The following is a 15,128-nucleotide window of genomic DNA, read 5'->3' as shown; positions in this document are numbered from 1 at the left end:
GGCTTTCTTTTCCAGCTTCAAGCTTCCGGCTTCAAGCTGTCTTTCGGTAAACGTTTATCCAGTAGCTGGTGCAGCGCCGACTCGGCCGGCCAGTTCCGCAGGAAGCGCGCGCGGTCGCGGGCGTAGGCCCGGGCGAAGCTGCGCCGGCTGCGATGCTGGCACACGGCATCGAGGTCGATCAGGGTCCAGCGGCCGTCCTGCCAGAACAGGTTGAAGCCCTTGAGATCGCCATGGCTGATGCGCTCGCGGATCAGCGCGGCGAACAGCCGGTCGAGGGCCTGCAGTTCGGCTTCCGGTGGAGCTCCAGCCCCGTCCGGGTCGTCCAGATAGGGTTTAAAACGCGCGATTATATCTTGCCCGGAGAGATATTCGGTAATCAGGTAGGCATGGCCGCGCAGCCAGAGGAAGCGCCGCTCCAGCACGGCCAGCGGCCGCGGCGTGGCGATGCCGAGGAACTCCAGGCGATTGCCCTCGCACCAGCTGTGCCAGGCGCGGCTGGGGCGCCAGAAGCGCGTCAGCCAGTGGCGCAGGCCCTTGATGTTGTAGCGTTTGAGCAGCAGCTGGCGGCCGGCGACCGTGACTTCGGCCACAGTGGCGGTAGCACCCTGCTTCAGATAGCGCCCCCCTTCCAGGGCGGTATCCGGCGCCTGCAGCAGAGTTTCCAACCCGGCTTCGGCATCCCGGCGCACGGCACGCAGGCCGAATGCCCCATGAACGACACTGAACAGGCTGCAGTCGCGGGCGATCTTCTTCATGTAATCGCCCAGGCGCCAGCGCCGCACCCGGGCGATTTCCTTCTCCAGGGCCTCCAGCGGCAGGGCATGCTCGCCATTGACCAGCAGGTAATGCACCAGCAGCTCTTCCAGGAAAGGGTCCAACTCCGCCGGCAGCTGGGCGAAGAACACGCCGAGATTGGCCATGACCTTGTCCCGCGACAGTGGCCTGCCCGGGCTTTCGGCGCGGATGCCACCGCCGTCGATCACTTGCAGACTGCCGCCGTGGCGCAGCAGGTTGTCCAGATGCAGATCCTCCTGCGCCAGACCCGCCAGGTGCAGGCGGGCGATCGCCCCCAGGGCCTCGCCCAGCACGCTCTGCTGCCCGTCGGACAGCGGTGCCTCGCGCTCCACCTGACGCCAGGCGTCCCACAGGCTCTCGGCGCCTTCGAGGAAATCGAACAGCAACCAGCCACCCTGCCCGTCCAGCTTGCCCTCGGCCAGAAGCGCCGGGGAAGCGATGCCCTGCTCGTGCAAGGCACGGGTGCCGGACAGTTCGCGCTGGAAATGCCGCTCGGCCTTGCCGCCCACCAGCAGCTTGGCCAGGACCTTGCGACCCTGCCAAAGGGCTACGCCCACATAGCGCTGGCCGGGCAGCACCCGCAGCAGGCTGTGCAGTTCGAGGCCGCCGGCGATATCCAGTCGAATGGGCAGTTGCGGGCTGCGGCCCGCCCGGGCCAGTTCCGCCAGGGTCATTGATTGCGTTCCTTGTTGCGACGGCGACGCACCAGGTGCGCCAGCCAGTCGTTCACCTCGGCCGAATCGCGCGAGCGCTCCAGGTAGGCGGCCAGCAGTTCACGCACCTCGGCCTCGCCCCAGGCGTCGGCGCGACGCACCAGGGCCTCCAGGTCCTTGACCCGGTCGCGCCGCCCCAGCAGCAGGGGCCGGGTCTTCTCCAGGTCGATCAGGCAGGCCTCGAAGCCGACGCCGCCTTCCCGCAGGAAAACGTGCTTGGGATAGAAGCAGCCATGCACCTGGCCCGCTTCGTGGAGGCGCCGGGCAAGGCCGGCGACTGCGACTATGATGGCCGAGCACGAGCGGGCGGACAGATCGGCCCAGCCTTCCAGCCAGCCAGCCAGCTCGCGCCAGCCGTCCAGCGCCCGCGACACCAGGATGGCACGGCGCTCGCCGTCGACCTGGCGAGTCCCGAAGAACGCCGCTTCCAGGGCGGGAACCCCGAGCGCCTGATAGCGGCGGATATTGCGGAACTCGCGGGCGAAGGTGGGCTCGCCCAATGGCCGCAGCGGACTGCGGCTGAGGAAGTTGCTCTGCCGCTTGAGATAGTAGGCGGCCTCGCCCAGCTCCAGGCGGAACACGCTGCTCCAGCCGCCACGCCCGGTATTGGGCTCATCCACCGCTTCCAGGCGCAAGGCCCAGAGCGCGTCGAAGCTGTCCAGGCCGTGGCGGGCGAGGATGTCGCGATCCGCCTCGGCAATGAAGTCGCTCATTCGCGTCCCTCGAAGAACTTCAGGATCTGCCGCAGCTGGCGCTTGTCGCCGGCGTGCAGGCGCGATCGATCCCGGTATTGCAGGTAGAAGCGCAGGCGCTGGCTGCGGCTGAGGTGGTACTTGGCCACCTTGTCCAGGCAGGCCAGGTCCTTGATCACCCGGTAGTGCAGGAAAGGCCCCCACCAGAAGGTGCCGGTCGGGCAGTCGATCAGGAACAGGGCACCCGCTTCGTCCACCAGGAGGTTGCGCCACTTCAGGTCGTTATGGGCGAAGTGGTGCTGGTGCAGCTGCCGGGTGGCCTTCGCCAGTTGCCGGCTGACGCGGTCGACCCAACGCGGGTCGGCCAGGCGCGGATCGCCCTGCCTGGCCATTTCCGCCAGGTCGACCGTGCCCTCGAGTTCCCGGGTGATCAGTGCGCCGCGATGGAAGGCGCCGGCGCGGCGCTCCTGGCCCCAGCCCACCAGGGGGGCGGTGGGAATGCCCCACTTGGCGAAATGCTTGAGGTTCTGCCACTCGGCCTTGACCCGCGGCCGGCCGAGCCAGCGGCGCAAGCCCTTGCCCGCGGCCCAGTAGCGCTTGACGTAGTAGCGCACGCCACGGTGCTCGACCCGCAGCACTTCGGAGAGCGGATCGCTGGTGATCCAGTCGCCCTGCAGCGCGAACACCTTGTCGAGGTCGCCGAACAGCTCGGCGATTTCAGCATCCAGCCCTTCGGCCAGCTTCCAGTGGCTCACGCCTCCCCTCCCCCGGCGTACTTGCGCTCGTAGCGCGACATCAGCCGCGCGGCCTTCTGCTCCAGCCAGGCCAGCAGGCCGATTTCCTCGTGCAGCACCTGGCGCAGCGGCTGGCGGAAATAGGCCTTGAGGAAGCGCAGCTTGTCGCGCCGGGTCAGACCTATGTTCAGGGCCGAGAAGTAGAGGCCGGCCAGGTCCTTGTCGCGCCAGCGCTTCGGCGTGTGCGCGCGGGTCTGCGCGCGATGCAGGTCGATCAGCGACAGCTTGAAGTCATCGGCGCTCACCGGTCGCGCGGTGTGCAGCAGGAAATGGCAGATGTAGCAGTCGCGATGGTTGACCCCGGCCCGGTGCATGGTCCCGGTCATCCGCGCCACCTCGTCGATCAGCGCCCACTTCAGGCGTACCGGCGGCGGGTTGCGCGGCCAGTCGAGGCAGAAGTCCTCGAGGCTGATGGTCGGTGCCAGTTCTTCGGTGACGATAAAGGAATGCTGGCGCGCGGGATTGCTGCCCCGCTCGCCGAAGGCCACCGCCGTCATGGTCGGCACGCCGGCCTGATGCAGGCGCTGGATGGCCGCCCATTCCTGGCCGGCTCCCAGCACCGGCGCCTTGGCGGTGACCAGGTTCTTGACGATCTCGCCCCAGCCGATGCCACGGTGGATCTTGACGAAAAAGCCCCGGCCCGCCACTTCGGTGCGCAAGGTGCGGCGACCCTCCAGCTCTCGATACACCTGGCCCTGCAGCGCCTCCACCTCGGCGAAGGCATCACGCCCGGCCCAGAGGCGCTCGAAGGGTTCCTTCAGCACGAGTTTCATGGGCGCTCCGCGAGAATCACGTCGGCCGCGCGCTGCGGCATGCTGTAAAGGTCGGCGCTGTCGGCGAAGGCCAGGCCGTTGGCGCTCCAGCGGGAGCGGCTGGCCGGATCGGCGAGCATCTCCGCGAGCATGCGGTTGAGCCCATCCTGGTCGAACGGGCTCGGCACCACGCGGCCGCTGTCGGCTTCGGCGATGTAGTGGGCGTAGCCGCAGACATCGGTGACCAGCACCGGCAGGCCCGCCACCAGGGCTTCCAGCAGTACGGTGCCGGTGTTCTCGTTGTAGGCAGGATGGATCAGCAGGTCGGCGCCCAGCAGGAACCGCGGGATATCGCTGCGGCCCTTGAGGATGTCCACCTGGTCGGAAATGCCCAATGCCTTCATCTGCAGCAGGAAGGGCTTGGGGTCGTCCTGGCCGATGACGATCAGCCGGGTGCGTTTCTTCAGCTCGCGGGGCAGCGCGGCCACCGCCTTGAGGCTGCGATCCAGGCCCTTGGTCTTGAAGCCGGAGCCGATCTGCACCAGCAGCAGCTCGTTCTCGCCCAGCTTGAATTCGCGGCGGAACTCGGCGCGGATCTCCGCGGCATTGGCCGGGGCGCGGCGGTCGGCGGCGATGCCCGGCGGCAGCAGGTGGAAGCGCCGCTCTGGCGTCGCGTAGTGCTTGACGAACAGGGGCTGCTGCACCTCGGAAATCATCAGCACCGAGGTTGCAGATTCCGGGGCGAACACGGCGCGCTCGTAGTCGGAGAAATGCTTGTAGCGGCCCCAGCGCCGGTACAGGCCGTTGCGCAAGGTTTGCGCCTTGTCCTCGAAGCACGGGTCGGCGGCGTAGTAGACGTCCAGGCCGGGCATCTTGTTGAAACCGATCACCCGCTCAACCGGGCGACGCGCCAGGTCCGCCTCGACCCAGGCGGTGAACTTCTCGTTGCGCTTGTGATTGAACAGCGCCTTGACCGGCGCGATCAGCACTTCGAACCCCTCCGGGATGTCGCCTTCCCAGATCATGGTGTAGACGCGAATGGCATGCCCACGGCGCTGGCACTCCAGGGCGATGCGCATGAAATCACGCTGCAGGCCGCCGAAGGGGAAGTACTTGTAGAGCACGAATGCCAGTTGCATCAGTGGATATCCTCGGTCAGCAGCAGGGCTTCCAACTGGGTCGCCACACGCTGCGGATTCAGCCGGGTGAAACAGAGCGGCTGTTCGCGTTCCAGGTCGAACAGGCGGCGATCCTCCGCCGTCGGCTTGTAGGCGCAGGTCTTCTTCAGGCAGGGCGCGCAGGGGAAGTCGCTGCCCAGGTGGATCTGCGACCGCCCATAGGCGCCGGTGAAACCCGGATTGGTCGGCCCGTAGAGCGACAGGGTGGGCACATCCAGGGCGGCGGCCAGGTGGCCGAGGCCGGTATCCACGGCCACGCAGGCGCGGGCGCCGGCTACCACCTTGGCCATCCCTGCCAGGGATAACCTGGGGAGCACCGCGGCGTTTTCCAAGCCCTCGGCGATGCGTTCGGCCCGCGCCTTTTCCGCCGGGTTGCCCCAAGGCAGGCGCACGTGCCAGCCGTGCTCGCAGGCGCGCTCGGTGAGTTCGCGCCAGTACTTCTCCGGCCAGTGCTTGGTATCCCAGGTGGTGCCATGGAGGAACAGCAGGTAGGGCGCCCCACCCTGGCTGTCGGCCAACTGGGCGCGGTTCAGGCCGTAATTCCCCACGCCCTCGGGCACGCGGTAGTCCAGGGCCTGGGCGAACAACTGGCGCACCCGCTCGACGGCGTGCTGCCCCCAGGCCACCTTGTAGCGGCGGTCGTAGAAGCGGCTGGCCAGCGGTTCGCGGGCCGAATCCCGATCCAGGCCAGCGACCGGCGCCCTGGCGTAACGGGTCAGCAGGGCACTCTTCAACAGGCCCTGGGCGTCTATCACCAGGTCGTAGCGGGTTTCCCGCAAGCGCCGCTTGAAACGGCGCCACTCACCGTTCCTGAGGGTCTGCCAGAGGTTCTTGCGCCAGCGGCGGATGGCCACCGGGATGACCCGGGCCACCGCCGGATGCCAGGCAGGGATCTCGGCGAAACCCTCTTCCACCACCCAGTCGAACTGGATGCCGGGAATCGCCCGCGCGGCATCGGTCAGCGCCGGCAGAGTATGGATGACATCGCCCAGGGAGGAAGTCTTGATCAGCAGTACCCGCACTCAATCAGTCTCCACCAGTTCGAGCGGGTCCGGCACCAGGCGGTCCAGGGCGTCGATCACCGGGCGCGGCTCGAGCTCGCGCAGGCAGTTGTAATGACCGAAGCGGCAGGTGCGCTCGAAGCAGGGGCTGCACTCCAGGCCCAGGCGGACGATCTCCACCTGTTCGGCCAGCGGCGGGGTGAACTGCGGCGAGGTGGAGCCGTAGACCGCCACCAGGGGGCGAGCCAGGGCGGCCGCCACGTGCATCAGGCCGGAGTCGTTGGACACCACCGCGCTGGCGCAGGACAGCAGGTCGATGGCCTCGGCCAGGCTGGTTTCGCCGGCGAGGTTGGTCACCTCCTCGCGCAGGCCGGGAATCAGCCGCGAGCGGATGTCTTCGCCACCGGGATGGTCGTTCTTCGAGCCGAACAGCCAGACCTGCCAGCCCGCGCGGATCTTGATCTCCGCCACCTTGGCGTAGTGTTCGGCCGGCCAGCGCTTGGCCTCGCCGAACTCGGCGCCGGGGCACAGCGCCAGCACCGGGCGGTCCAGGTCGAGACCGAACTTGGCCAGGGCGGCGTCGCGGCTGGCCGGGTCGATCCGCAGCGCGGGGCGCGGATAGGGCTCGGGCAACTCGGCGCCGGGCTCGAAGGCCAGGGCCATGAAGCGCTCGATCATCAGCGGGTAGCGCTGCTTGTCGAGGATGCGGATGTCGTTCAGCAGGCCATAGCGCATCTCGCCTTTCCAGCCGGTGCGCCTGGGGATATCCGCGAACCAGGGCACCAGTGCCGACTTCAGCGAGTTGGGCAGGAGAATGGCCTGGTCGTAGCGCCCCAGCAGGGACTTGCCGATCTTGCGCCGGGTGGCGATATCCAGCACGCCGTGGCCGATGGGGAAACTCAACGCCTGGCGGACTTCCGGCATGCGTTCGAGGATCGGCCGGCTCCACTCGGGCGCCAGCACGTCGATCTCGCAGTCGGGATGGCGGGCTTTCAGGCACTGGAAGAGTGTCTGCGCCATCACCATGTCGCCGACCCAGGAGGGTCCTACGATCAGAATCTTCATTTAGCTGGAGGCTCGAAGCGGGAAGCTGGAAGCAAAGACGGACATCACTTCCAGCCTCAAGCTTCCAGCTTCGGGCTGCGGTTATTTGACCAGGGTGCGCCACTCGGCGTGGGCCGAGGTCTTGCCGGTCACCAGGTCGAAGTAGGCTTGCTGCAGCTTCTCGGTCACCGGGCCGCGACGGCCCAGGCCGATCTTGCGGCCGTCCACTTCGCGGATCGGGGTGACTTCGGCGGCGGTGCCGGTGAAGAAGGCCTCGTCGGCGATGTACACCTCGTCACGGGTGATGCGCTTTTCCACCACCTTGATGCCCAGCTCGCCGGCCAGGGTCAGGATGGTGCTACGGGTGATGCCATTGAGGCAGGACGTCACTTCCGGGGTGTACACCACGCCGTCCTTGACCAGGAAGATGTTTTCGCCCGAACCCTCGGCCACGTAGCCTTCCGGATCCAGCAGCATGGCCTCGTCGGCGCCGCCGGAAATGGCTTCCTGCAGGGCCAGCATCGAGTTGATGTAGTTGCCGTTGGCCTTGGCGCGGGTCATGGAGATGTTGACGTGGTGCCGGGTGAAGGAACTGGTGCGCACCTTGATGCCGGCTTCCAGCGCTTCGTCGCCCATGTAGGCGCCCCAGTGCCAGGCAGCGACAATCACGTGGACCTTCAGGCCGGAGGCACGCAGGCCCATGCCCTCGCTGCCGAAGAACACCATCGGGCGCAGGTAGGCGCTTTCCAGGCCGTTCTCGCGCACTGCGGCGCGCTGGGCCTCGTTGATCTCCTCCTTGGTGAAGGGGATCTCCATGTTGAAGATGTGGGCGGAGTCGAACAGGCGGTCGGTGTGGGCCTGCAGGCGGAAGATGGCGGTGCCGTCCGGGGTGTTGTAGGCGCGCACGCCTTCGAACACGCCCATGCCGTAATGCAGGGTGTGGGTCAGGACGTGGGTGTTCGCCTCGCGCCACGGCACCAGTTCGCCGTCATACCAGATCACGCCATCACGATCGGCCATCGACATATTGCCAGCTCCTCAAGAATTCGATTGGTTCAGTCAGTCGAGTCAGTTCAGGCCCAACTCGCGCCAGATTCGCAGCACGCCGTGGCGCTCCGCGTGGAACTGGTCCCCGCCCACTACCCCGGGCTGCTTCTGCAGGGCCTGGCGGTGAGCCGCTGAACGATAGGCTTTGTAGGCTTCCTGCAGCAGGCGAACCTCGTCGCCGGACAGCAGGCCCGCCTGCTCCAGGCCATCCAGAATGCGGATGTTATCGGTGTAACGCACCAGTTCGGGGTGCTGTCGCGACCAGGCCAGGGCCGCATATTGCACCATAAATTCGATATCGACGATACCGCCGGCATCCTGCTTCAGATCGAAGGAGGCCGCGGCCTCGAAGGCATTCGCCGCGGTGCCGGCGGCGGTTTCGCGGGTGCCGAGGTTGTCGCGCATCTTGGCGCGCATCTCGCTCACTTCGGCGCGCAGCTTGGGCAGGTCGCGCTCGCGCCCCAGCACCGCCAGGCGCACCTGCTCGAAGGCGCTGGCGACCCGCGGCGAGCCCACCAGCACCCGTGCGCGCACCAGCGCCTGGTGCTCCCAGGTCCAGGCTTCGTTTTCCTGGTAGCGCTGGAAGGCGCCCAGGGAGCTGACCAGCAGGCCGGCGGCGCCCGAGGGTCGCAGGCGCATGTCCACCTCGTAGAGGGCACCGGAAGTGGTCTGGGTGGTCAGCAAGTGGATGATGCGCTGGCCCAGGCGGGTGAAGAACTGCGCGCCGTCGATGGGCTTGGCGCCGTCGGTCTCGGCCTGGGGGTCGCCGTCATGGATGAACACCAGGTCCAGGTCCGAACCATGGCCGAACTCCAGGCCACCCACCTTGCCATAGCCGACGATGATGAAATCCGGGTCGCAGAGACTACCGTCGGCGCGCTTCGGCGTGCCGAACTTGGCCACGTTGTAGCGCCAGGACAACGCCAGCACCTGCTCCAGGATGGCTTCGGCCAGCCAGGTCAGGTAGTCGCTGACCTTCATCAGCGGCAGGGTACCGGCGATCTCCGAAGCCGCCACCCGCAGGCTGTGGGCCAGCTTGAAGTGGCGCAGGGCCTCCATCTGCTGTTCCAGGTCGTCCTCGGGAATGCGGGTGAGGCGCTCGCGCAGCTCGGCGGCCAGCTCGGGGGCCAGCGGCGGCCGGTAGAGGCGCCCCTCGTTGAGCAGCTCGTCCAGCAGCAGCGGGAAGCGGGTGATCTGTTCGGCGATCCAGGGGCTGGCCGCACAGAGCTCGACCAGCCGCTGCAGGGCGCCGGGGTTCTCGGTCAGCAGCACCAGGTAGGCGGAACGACGCGCCACCTTCTCCACCATGGGCAGCACCCGCTCCAGCACCAGGTCGGGGTTGCCGTGCTCCACGGTCATGTTCAAGAGGCGCGGAATGAAAGTATCCAGGCGCTCGCGCCCGAGGCGCTGCATGGCCCGCACCTGGGGGCCGTTGCGCAGGTCGGTGATCCGGCGCCAGGCGGTGGCGGGCTCGACAAAGCCGGCCTCGCCCAACTGGCGGCAGGCGCTCTCCTCGTCCAGGGCCTCTTCCCAGAGCGGCAGCCATTCGGCACCGATGCAGCGTTCGCCATCGCCGCCCTCCTCTTCGTCCGGATCGGCGATCACTTGCCGGAAGTGCCACTCGACGCGTCCGCGCCAGTACATCAGCCGCTCATGGAAGGAGGACCAATCAGCGAAGCCCATGATGAAGGCCACGCGGGCGCGGTCCTGGTCGCCGTCCGGCAGCATCTGGGTCTGGCGGTCGGCGATGGCCTGCAGGGCGTGCTCGGTGTAACGAAGGAACTCATAGCCCTCCTTCAGTTCCGCCACCACCGGCGACGGCAGGTAGCCCTGGCCTTCGAGGGTGTCCAGGACGGTCAGCAGCGGCCGCTGCTGCAGGCTGAGGTCGCGGCCGCCATGGATCAGCTGGAAGGCCTGGGCGATGAACTCCACTTCGCGAATGCCGCCGGAGCCGAGCTTGACGTTCTCGGTCATGCCCTTGCGCCGCACCTCCTGCTGGATCAGTTGCTTCATCGAACGCAACGCCTCGATGGCGGAGAAGTCCAGGTAACGGCGGTAGACGAAGGGACGCAGCATCTGCAACAACTGGGCGCCGGCGGCCTGGTCGCCGCCCACCACTCGCGCCTTGATCATGGCGTAGCGTTCCCAGTCGCGTCCCTGGTCCTGGTAGTACTGCTCCAGGGCGTTGAAGCTGAACACCAGCGGGCCGGAGGAACCATAAGGGCGCAGGCGCATGTCCACGCGGAAGACGAAGCCGTCCACGGTGATGGCGTCCAGCGCCTTGATCAGCCGCTGGCCGAGGCGGGTGAAGAATTCCTGGTTGTCCAGGGCACGCTTGGCGCCTTCGGTTTCGCCGCCTTCGGGGTAACCGAAGATCAGGTCGATGTCCGAGGACAGGTTCAGCTCGAAGGCGCCCAGCTTGCCCATGCCCAGCACCACCAGGTGCTGCGGCTGGCCGGAACGCCGGCCGATGGGCGTGCCGAACTGGGCGCAATGACGGCTGTAGAGCCAGTGATAGGCCAGGTCGATGCAGGCGTCGGCCAGGTCCGAGAGGTCGCGGCAGGTTTCCGCCAGATCGGCCTGCCGGGTCAGGTCGCGCCAGATGATGCGCAGCTGCTGGCGGTTGCGGTAACGGCGCAGGCGTCGGCCGAGATCGTCTTCTTCGGTACAGTCCTCGAGCAACTCCGCGACCTGCGCCCGCAGCTCGCCGGGTGCCAGGCTGCGCTCCAGCTCACCGGTGGCGGCCAGCGCCAGCAGCATGGCCGGGTCGCGCCGGGACTGTTCGGCGACGAAATCGCTGGCGGCGGCGACGCAGGCGAAGGCCCGTTGCCGTTCGTCGGGCCAGGCGGCGAAGTCCTGGATCCGTTCGGCAAGGATGGTGCGGAAGACGGACAGCGCCTTATCGGCGCTGGGCTGAAGGTTGGCCGGCAGGGCGGCCAGCGGCGGCAGGCTCATGGTCTATCCTTTCTGGGCTGCGGGCCAAGGCTGGGTCCGCAGCTGGCACAGCGGTGGCGGAACAGCTCTAACACGGGGCTTTCAGCCGACTGTGCCGCGCAGTATGTAGTTTTACTACGAAAGATTGTATCCAGAGTGCTGAAACCTTCGTCGATTTGTAGTAAAACTACACGAGCCCGGCTCTACCCCCGGTAACAAGAATTTCGCCGCGGCCGCCCCATAAGGCCGGCCGTGACCACTGGCATCCGATTCTGGAAGCCTTTCCGCCCTGGAGCAAGCCATGCAAGACCTCGATACCGTCGAAACCCAGGAATGGCTGGACGCCCTGGAGTCCGTACTCGACAAAGAAGGCGAAGACCGCGCGCACTACCTGCTGACCCGCATGGGTGAACTGGCCACCCGCAGCGGCACCCAACTGCCCTACGCCATCACCACGCCGTATCGCAACAGCATCCCGGTGACCCACGAAGCACGCATGCCCGGCGACCTGTTCATGGAACGCCGCATTCGCTCCATGGTGCGCTGGAACGCCCTGGCCATGGTGATGCGCACCAACCTGCACGACCCGGACCTGGGCGGCCACATCTCCAGCTTCGCGTCCTCGGCCACCCTCTACGACATCGGCTTCAACTACTTCTTCCAGGCTCCCACCGAGGAGCACGGCGGCGACCTGATCTTCTACCAGGGCCACGCTTCCCCCGGCATCTACGCCCGCGCCTACCTCGAAGGCCGCATCAGCGAAGAGCAGATGACCAACTTCCGCCAGGAAGTGGACGGCAAGGGCCTGTCCTCCTATCCGCACCCCTGGCTGATGCCGGACTTCTGGCAGTTCCCCACCGTGTCCATGGGCCTCGGCCCGATCCAGGCCATCTACCAGGCACGCTTCATGAAGTACCTGGAAAGCCGCGGCTTCATCCCCGCCGGCAAGCAGAAGGTCTGGTGCTTCATGGGCGACGGCGAGTGCGACGAGCCGGAATCCCTCGGCGCCATCTCCCTGGCCGGCCGCGAGAAGCTGGACAACCTGATCTTCGTCATCAACTGCAACCTGCAGCGCCTCGACGGCCCGGTGCGCGGCAACGGCAAGATCATCCAGGAACTGGAAGGCGTGTTCCGCGGCGCCCAGTGGAACGTCAACAAGGTGGTCTGGGGCCGTTTCTGGGATCCGCTGTTCGCCAAGGACAACAACGGCGCCCTGCAACGCCGCATGGACGAGGCAGTCGACGGCGAGTACCAGAACTACAAGGCCAAGGACGGCGCGTACGTCCGCGAGAACTTCTTCAACAGCCCGGAGCTCAAGGAAATGGTCAAGGACCTTTCCGACGACGAGATCTGGAAGCTCAACCGTGGCGGCCACGACCCCTACAAGGTCTATGCGGCCTACCACCAGGCGGTCAACCACAAGGGCCAGCCCACCGTCGTCCTGGCCAAGACCATCAAGGGCTATGGCACCGGCGCCGGCGAAGCGAAGAACATCGCCCACAACGTCAAGAAGGTCGACGTTGAAAGCCTGAAGCAGTTCCGCGACCGCTTCGACATCCCGGTCAAGGACGAAGACCTGGAAAAACTACCGTTCTACCGTCCCGAGCCGGGCAGCGCCGAGCACAAGTACCTGCACGAGCGCCGCGCCGCCCTGGGCGGTTACGTGCCGCAGCGCCGCGCCAACAGCTTCAGCATCCCGACCCCGCCGCTGGACACCCTGAAAGCCATCCTCGACGGCTCGGGCGACCGTGAAATCTCCACCACCATGGCCTTCGTGCGCATCCTGGCGCAGCTGGTCAAGGACAAGGAACTGGGCCAGCGCATCGTCCCGATCATCCCGGACGAGGCCCGTACCTTCGGTATGGAAGGCATGTTCCGCCAGCTCGGCATCTACTCCTCGGTCGGCCAGCTCTACGAGCCCGTCGACAAGGACCAGGTGATGTTCTACCGCGAGGACAAGAAGGGCCAGATCCTCGAGGAAGGCATCAACGAAGCGGGCGCCATGTCCTCCTTCATCGCCGCCGGCACCTCCTACAGCAACCACAACCAGCCGATGCTGCCGTTCTACATCTTCTATTCGATGTTCGGCTTCCAGCGAATCGGCGACCTGGCCTGGGCGGCCGGCGACAGCCGTGCCCGCGGCTTCCTGATCGGCGGCACCTCCGGCCGTACCACCCTGAACGGCGAAGGCCTGCAGCACGAGGACGGCCACAGCCACATCATGGCGGCCACCATCCCCAACTGCCGCACCTACGACCCCACCTACGGCTACGAGCTGGCGGTGATCGTGCGTGAAGGCATCCGCCAGATGGCCGAAGAACAGCAGAACATCTTCTACTACATCACCGTGATGAACGAGGCCTACCAGCAGCCGGCCCTGCCGATCGGTGCCGAGGAAGGCATCATCAAGGGCATGTACCTCCTCGAGGAGGACAAGAAGGAAGCCGCGCACCACGTGCAACTGCTGGGCTCGGGCACCATCCTGCGCGAAGTCCGCGAAGCGGCGAAGATCCTCCGCGAGGAGTTCAACGTCGGCGCCGACGTCTGGAGCGTCACCAGCTTCAACGAACTGCGCCGCGAAGGCCTGGCGGTCGAGCGTCACAACCGCCTGCACCCGGAGCAGAAGCCCAAGCAGACCTACATCGAGCAGTGCCTGGCCGGTCGCAAGGGCCCGGTCGTGGCGTCCACCGACTACATCAAGCTGTTCGCCGACCAGATCCGCCAGTGGGTGCCGAGCAAGGAGTACAAGGTCCTCGGCACCGACGGCTTCGGCCGCAGCGACACCCGCAAGAAACTGCGTCACTTCTTCGAGGTGGACCGTTACTGGGTAGTCCTGGCGACCCTGGAAGCCCTGGCGGACCGCGGCGAGATCGAACCCAAGGTCGTGGCGGAAGCCATCGCCAAGTTCGGTATCGACCCTGAAAAACGCAACCCGCTGGACTGCTAAGGAGACGCATTGTGAGTGAATTGATTCGCGTACCCGACATCGGCAGCGGCGAAGGTGAAGTGATCGAGCTGTTCGTCAAGGTTGGCGACCGTATCGAGGCCGACCAGAGCCTGCTGACCCTGGAATCGGACAAGGCCAGCATGGAGATCCCCGCGCCCATGGCCGGTGTGATCAAGAGCCTGAAGGTCAAGCTGGGCGACCACCTGAAGGAAGGCGACGAGCTGCTGGAACTGGACGTCGAGGGTGCCGCTGCTGCGGCCCCTGCTGCTGCCGCCGCTCCCGCGCCGAAGGCCGAAGAAAAGCCCGCCGCTGCGCCGGCTCCCGCTGCCGCCCCGGCGGCCGCGGCCTCCAGCGTGCAGGAAATCCGCGTGCCTGATATCGGCTCGGACGGTACCGCCAAGGTCATCGAAGTACTGGTCAAGGCCGGCGACACTGTCGAAGCCGAGCAGTCGCTGATCACCCTGGAGTCGGACAAGGCCAGCATGGAGATCCCCTCCCCCGCCGCCGGCGTGGTGGAGAGCGTCGAGGTCAAGCTGGATGCCGATGTCGGCACCGGCGACCTGATCCTCAAGCTGCGCGTCGCGGGCGCCGCTCCGGCCGCCCAGGCCGCCGCGCCCGCTGCCGCTCCGCCCTCCGCCGCCGCACCCGCCGCACCCGCCGCACCCGCTGCGGCCCCTGCCCCCGCGGCTGCCGCTTCGGTGCAGGACGTCCGGGTTCCGGACATCGGCTCGGCCGGCAAGGCCAAGGTCATCGAAGTACTGGTCAAGGCCGGCGACACCGTCGAAGCCGAACAGTCGCTGATCACCCTGGAATCCGACAAGGCCAGCATGGAGATCCCCTCCCCCGCCGCCGGCGTGGTGGAGAGCGTCGAGGTCAAGCTGGACGCCGAAGTCGGCACCGGCGACCTGATCCTCAAGCTCAAGGTGGCGGGCGGTGCTCCGGCCGCTGCCCCGGCTGCCGCCCCCGCCGCAGAGCAGCCTGTGCATCGCATCCCGGAAGGCGCCCACCCGATCGCCGCCGCCGAGGTCAAGGCCATTGCCGCACTGTCCGCCGCTGCCGCCGGCAGCCCCGGCGTGCCGGAGCGCTCCAGCGGCGCCAAGGTCCATGCCGGTCCGGCGGTCCGCCAACTGGCCCGTGAGTTCGGCGTCGACCTGACCGCCGTTCCGGCCACCGGCCCGCACGGTCGTGTGCTCAAGGAAGACGTGCAGGCCTACGTCAAGGCCATGATGCA

At 67.0% G+C, this 15,128-nt stretch carries 11 protein-coding genes; 2 read left to right on the top strand and 9 right to left on the bottom strand.

Going from position 1 to position 15,128, the window contains the following annotated elements; translation table 11 throughout:
* Positions 1-17: 17 nt before the first annotated feature.
* The 9 genes from ACFPU0_RS14825 to glnE form a co-directional block, all read right to left on the bottom strand.
* Positions 18-1,469, bottom strand: coding sequence for a lipopolysaccharide kinase InaA family protein (locus ACFPU0_RS14825; RefSeq protein ID WP_377693860.1), 1,452 nt, complete (start codon positions 1,467-1,469; stop codon positions 18-20).
* Complete coding sequence (locus ACFPU0_RS14820; RefSeq protein WP_377693859.1) at positions 1,466-2,221, bottom strand: lipopolysaccharide kinase InaA family protein; 756 nt, start codon at positions 2,219-2,221, stop codon at positions 1,466-1,468. The genes ACFPU0_RS14825 and ACFPU0_RS14820 overlap by 4 nt, the downstream gene beginning before the upstream one ends.
* Positions 2,218-2,955 (bottom strand): lipopolysaccharide kinase InaA family protein, encoded by a 738-nt coding sequence (locus ACFPU0_RS14815; RefSeq protein WP_377693858.1) that lies wholly within the window; start codon positions 2,953-2,955, stop codon positions 2,218-2,220. The genes ACFPU0_RS14820 and ACFPU0_RS14815 overlap by 4 nt, the downstream gene beginning before the upstream one ends.
* On the bottom strand, positions 2,952-3,767 hold the full coding sequence (rfaP, locus tag ACFPU0_RS14810) for a lipopolysaccharide core heptose(I) kinase RfaP (protein WP_377693857.1): 816 nt from the start codon (positions 3,765-3,767) through the stop codon (positions 2,952-2,954). The genes ACFPU0_RS14815 and rfaP overlap by 4 nt, the downstream gene beginning before the upstream one ends.
* Positions 3,764-4,885 (bottom strand): glycosyltransferase family 4 protein, encoded by a 1,122-nt coding sequence (locus tag ACFPU0_RS14805; RefSeq protein WP_377693855.1) that lies wholly within the window; start codon positions 4,883-4,885, stop codon positions 3,764-3,766. The genes rfaP and ACFPU0_RS14805 overlap by 4 nt, the downstream gene beginning before the upstream one ends.
* The gene (waaC, locus tag ACFPU0_RS14800) at positions 4,885-5,946 is read right to left on the bottom strand and encodes a lipopolysaccharide heptosyltransferase I (RefSeq protein WP_377693854.1); all 1,062 of its coding nucleotides are present in this window, start codon (positions 5,944-5,946) and stop codon (positions 4,885-4,887) included. Before waaC ends, ACFPU0_RS14805 begins: the two co-directional genes overlap by 1 nt.
* Positions 5,947-6,990, bottom strand: a complete 1,044-nt coding sequence (waaF, locus tag ACFPU0_RS14795) for a lipopolysaccharide heptosyltransferase II (RefSeq protein ID WP_377693852.1) — start codon at positions 6,988-6,990, stop codon at positions 5,947-5,949. It abuts the gene before it with no gap.
* 81 nt (positions 6,991-7,071) lie between these two features.
* Complete coding sequence (locus ACFPU0_RS14790; RefSeq protein ID WP_377693851.1) at positions 7,072-7,995, bottom strand: branched-chain amino acid transaminase; 924 nt, start codon at positions 7,993-7,995, stop codon at positions 7,072-7,074.
* Between the two features lie 42 nt (positions 7,996-8,037).
* Entirely contained in the window at positions 8,038-10,971 is a 2,934-nt protein-coding gene (gene glnE / locus ACFPU0_RS14785; RefSeq protein ID WP_377693850.1) for a bifunctional [glutamate--ammonia ligase]-adenylyl-L-tyrosine phosphorylase/[glutamate--ammonia-ligase] adenylyltransferase, read from the bottom strand.
* A gap of 280 nt (positions 10,972-11,251) precedes the next feature.
* Here glnE and aceE point away from each other — a divergent pair, with 280 nt between their 5' ends.
* Together aceE and ACFPU0_RS14775 are read left to right on the top strand one after the other, a co-directional pair.
* Complete coding sequence (aceE, locus tag ACFPU0_RS14780; RefSeq protein WP_377693849.1) at positions 11,252-13,897, top strand: pyruvate dehydrogenase (acetyl-transferring), homodimeric type; 2,646 nt, start codon at positions 11,252-11,254, stop codon at positions 13,895-13,897.
* An 11-nt stretch (positions 13,898-13,908) separates the two neighbouring features.
* On the top strand, positions 13,909-15,128 hold a 1,220-nt coding region (locus ACFPU0_RS14775), incomplete at its 3' end, for a biotin/lipoyl-containing protein (protein ID WP_377693848.1).

Source organism: Pseudomonas sp. GCM10022186, assembly GCF_042656385.1.
In the GTDB taxonomy this organism is placed as follows: Bacteria; Pseudomonadota; Gammaproteobacteria; order Pseudomonadales; family Pseudomonadaceae; genus Metapseudomonas.
Note: the sequence above shows the minus strand (reverse complement) of the source record. Positions and strands in the feature narration are given on the sequence as shown.

Excerpts from the sequence above, each read along its gene's own strand:
- ACFPU0_RS14825 (WP_377693860.1), bottom strand. The coding sequence starts at position 1,469 with ATGACCCTGGCGGAACTGGCCCGGGCGGGCCGCAGCCCGCAACTGCCC.
- ACFPU0_RS14820 (WP_377693859.1), bottom strand. The coding sequence starts at position 2,221 with ATGAGCGACTTCATTGCCGAGGCGGATCGCGACATCCTCGCCCGCCAC.
- rfaP (WP_377693857.1), bottom strand. The coding sequence starts at position 3,767 with ATGAAACTCGTGCTGAAGGAACCCTTCGAGCGCCTCTGGGCCGGGCGT.
- ACFPU0_RS14805 (WP_377693855.1), bottom strand. The coding sequence starts at position 4,885 with ATGCAACTGGCATTCGTGCTCTACAAGTACTTCCCCTTCGGCGGCCTG.
- waaF (WP_377693852.1), bottom strand. The coding sequence starts at position 6,990 with ATGAAGATTCTGATCGTAGGACCCTCCTGGGTCGGCGACATGGTGATG.
- ACFPU0_RS14790 (WP_377693851.1), bottom strand. The coding sequence starts at position 7,995 with ATGTCGATGGCCGATCGTGATGGCGTGATCTGGTATGACGGCGAACTG.
- glnE (WP_377693850.1), bottom strand. The coding sequence starts at position 10,971 with ATGAGCCTGCCGCCGCTGGCCGCCCTGCCGGCCAACCTTCAGCCCAGC.
- aceE (WP_377693849.1), top strand. The coding sequence starts at position 11,252 with ATGCAAGACCTCGATACCGTCGAAACCCAGGAATGGCTGGACGCCCTG.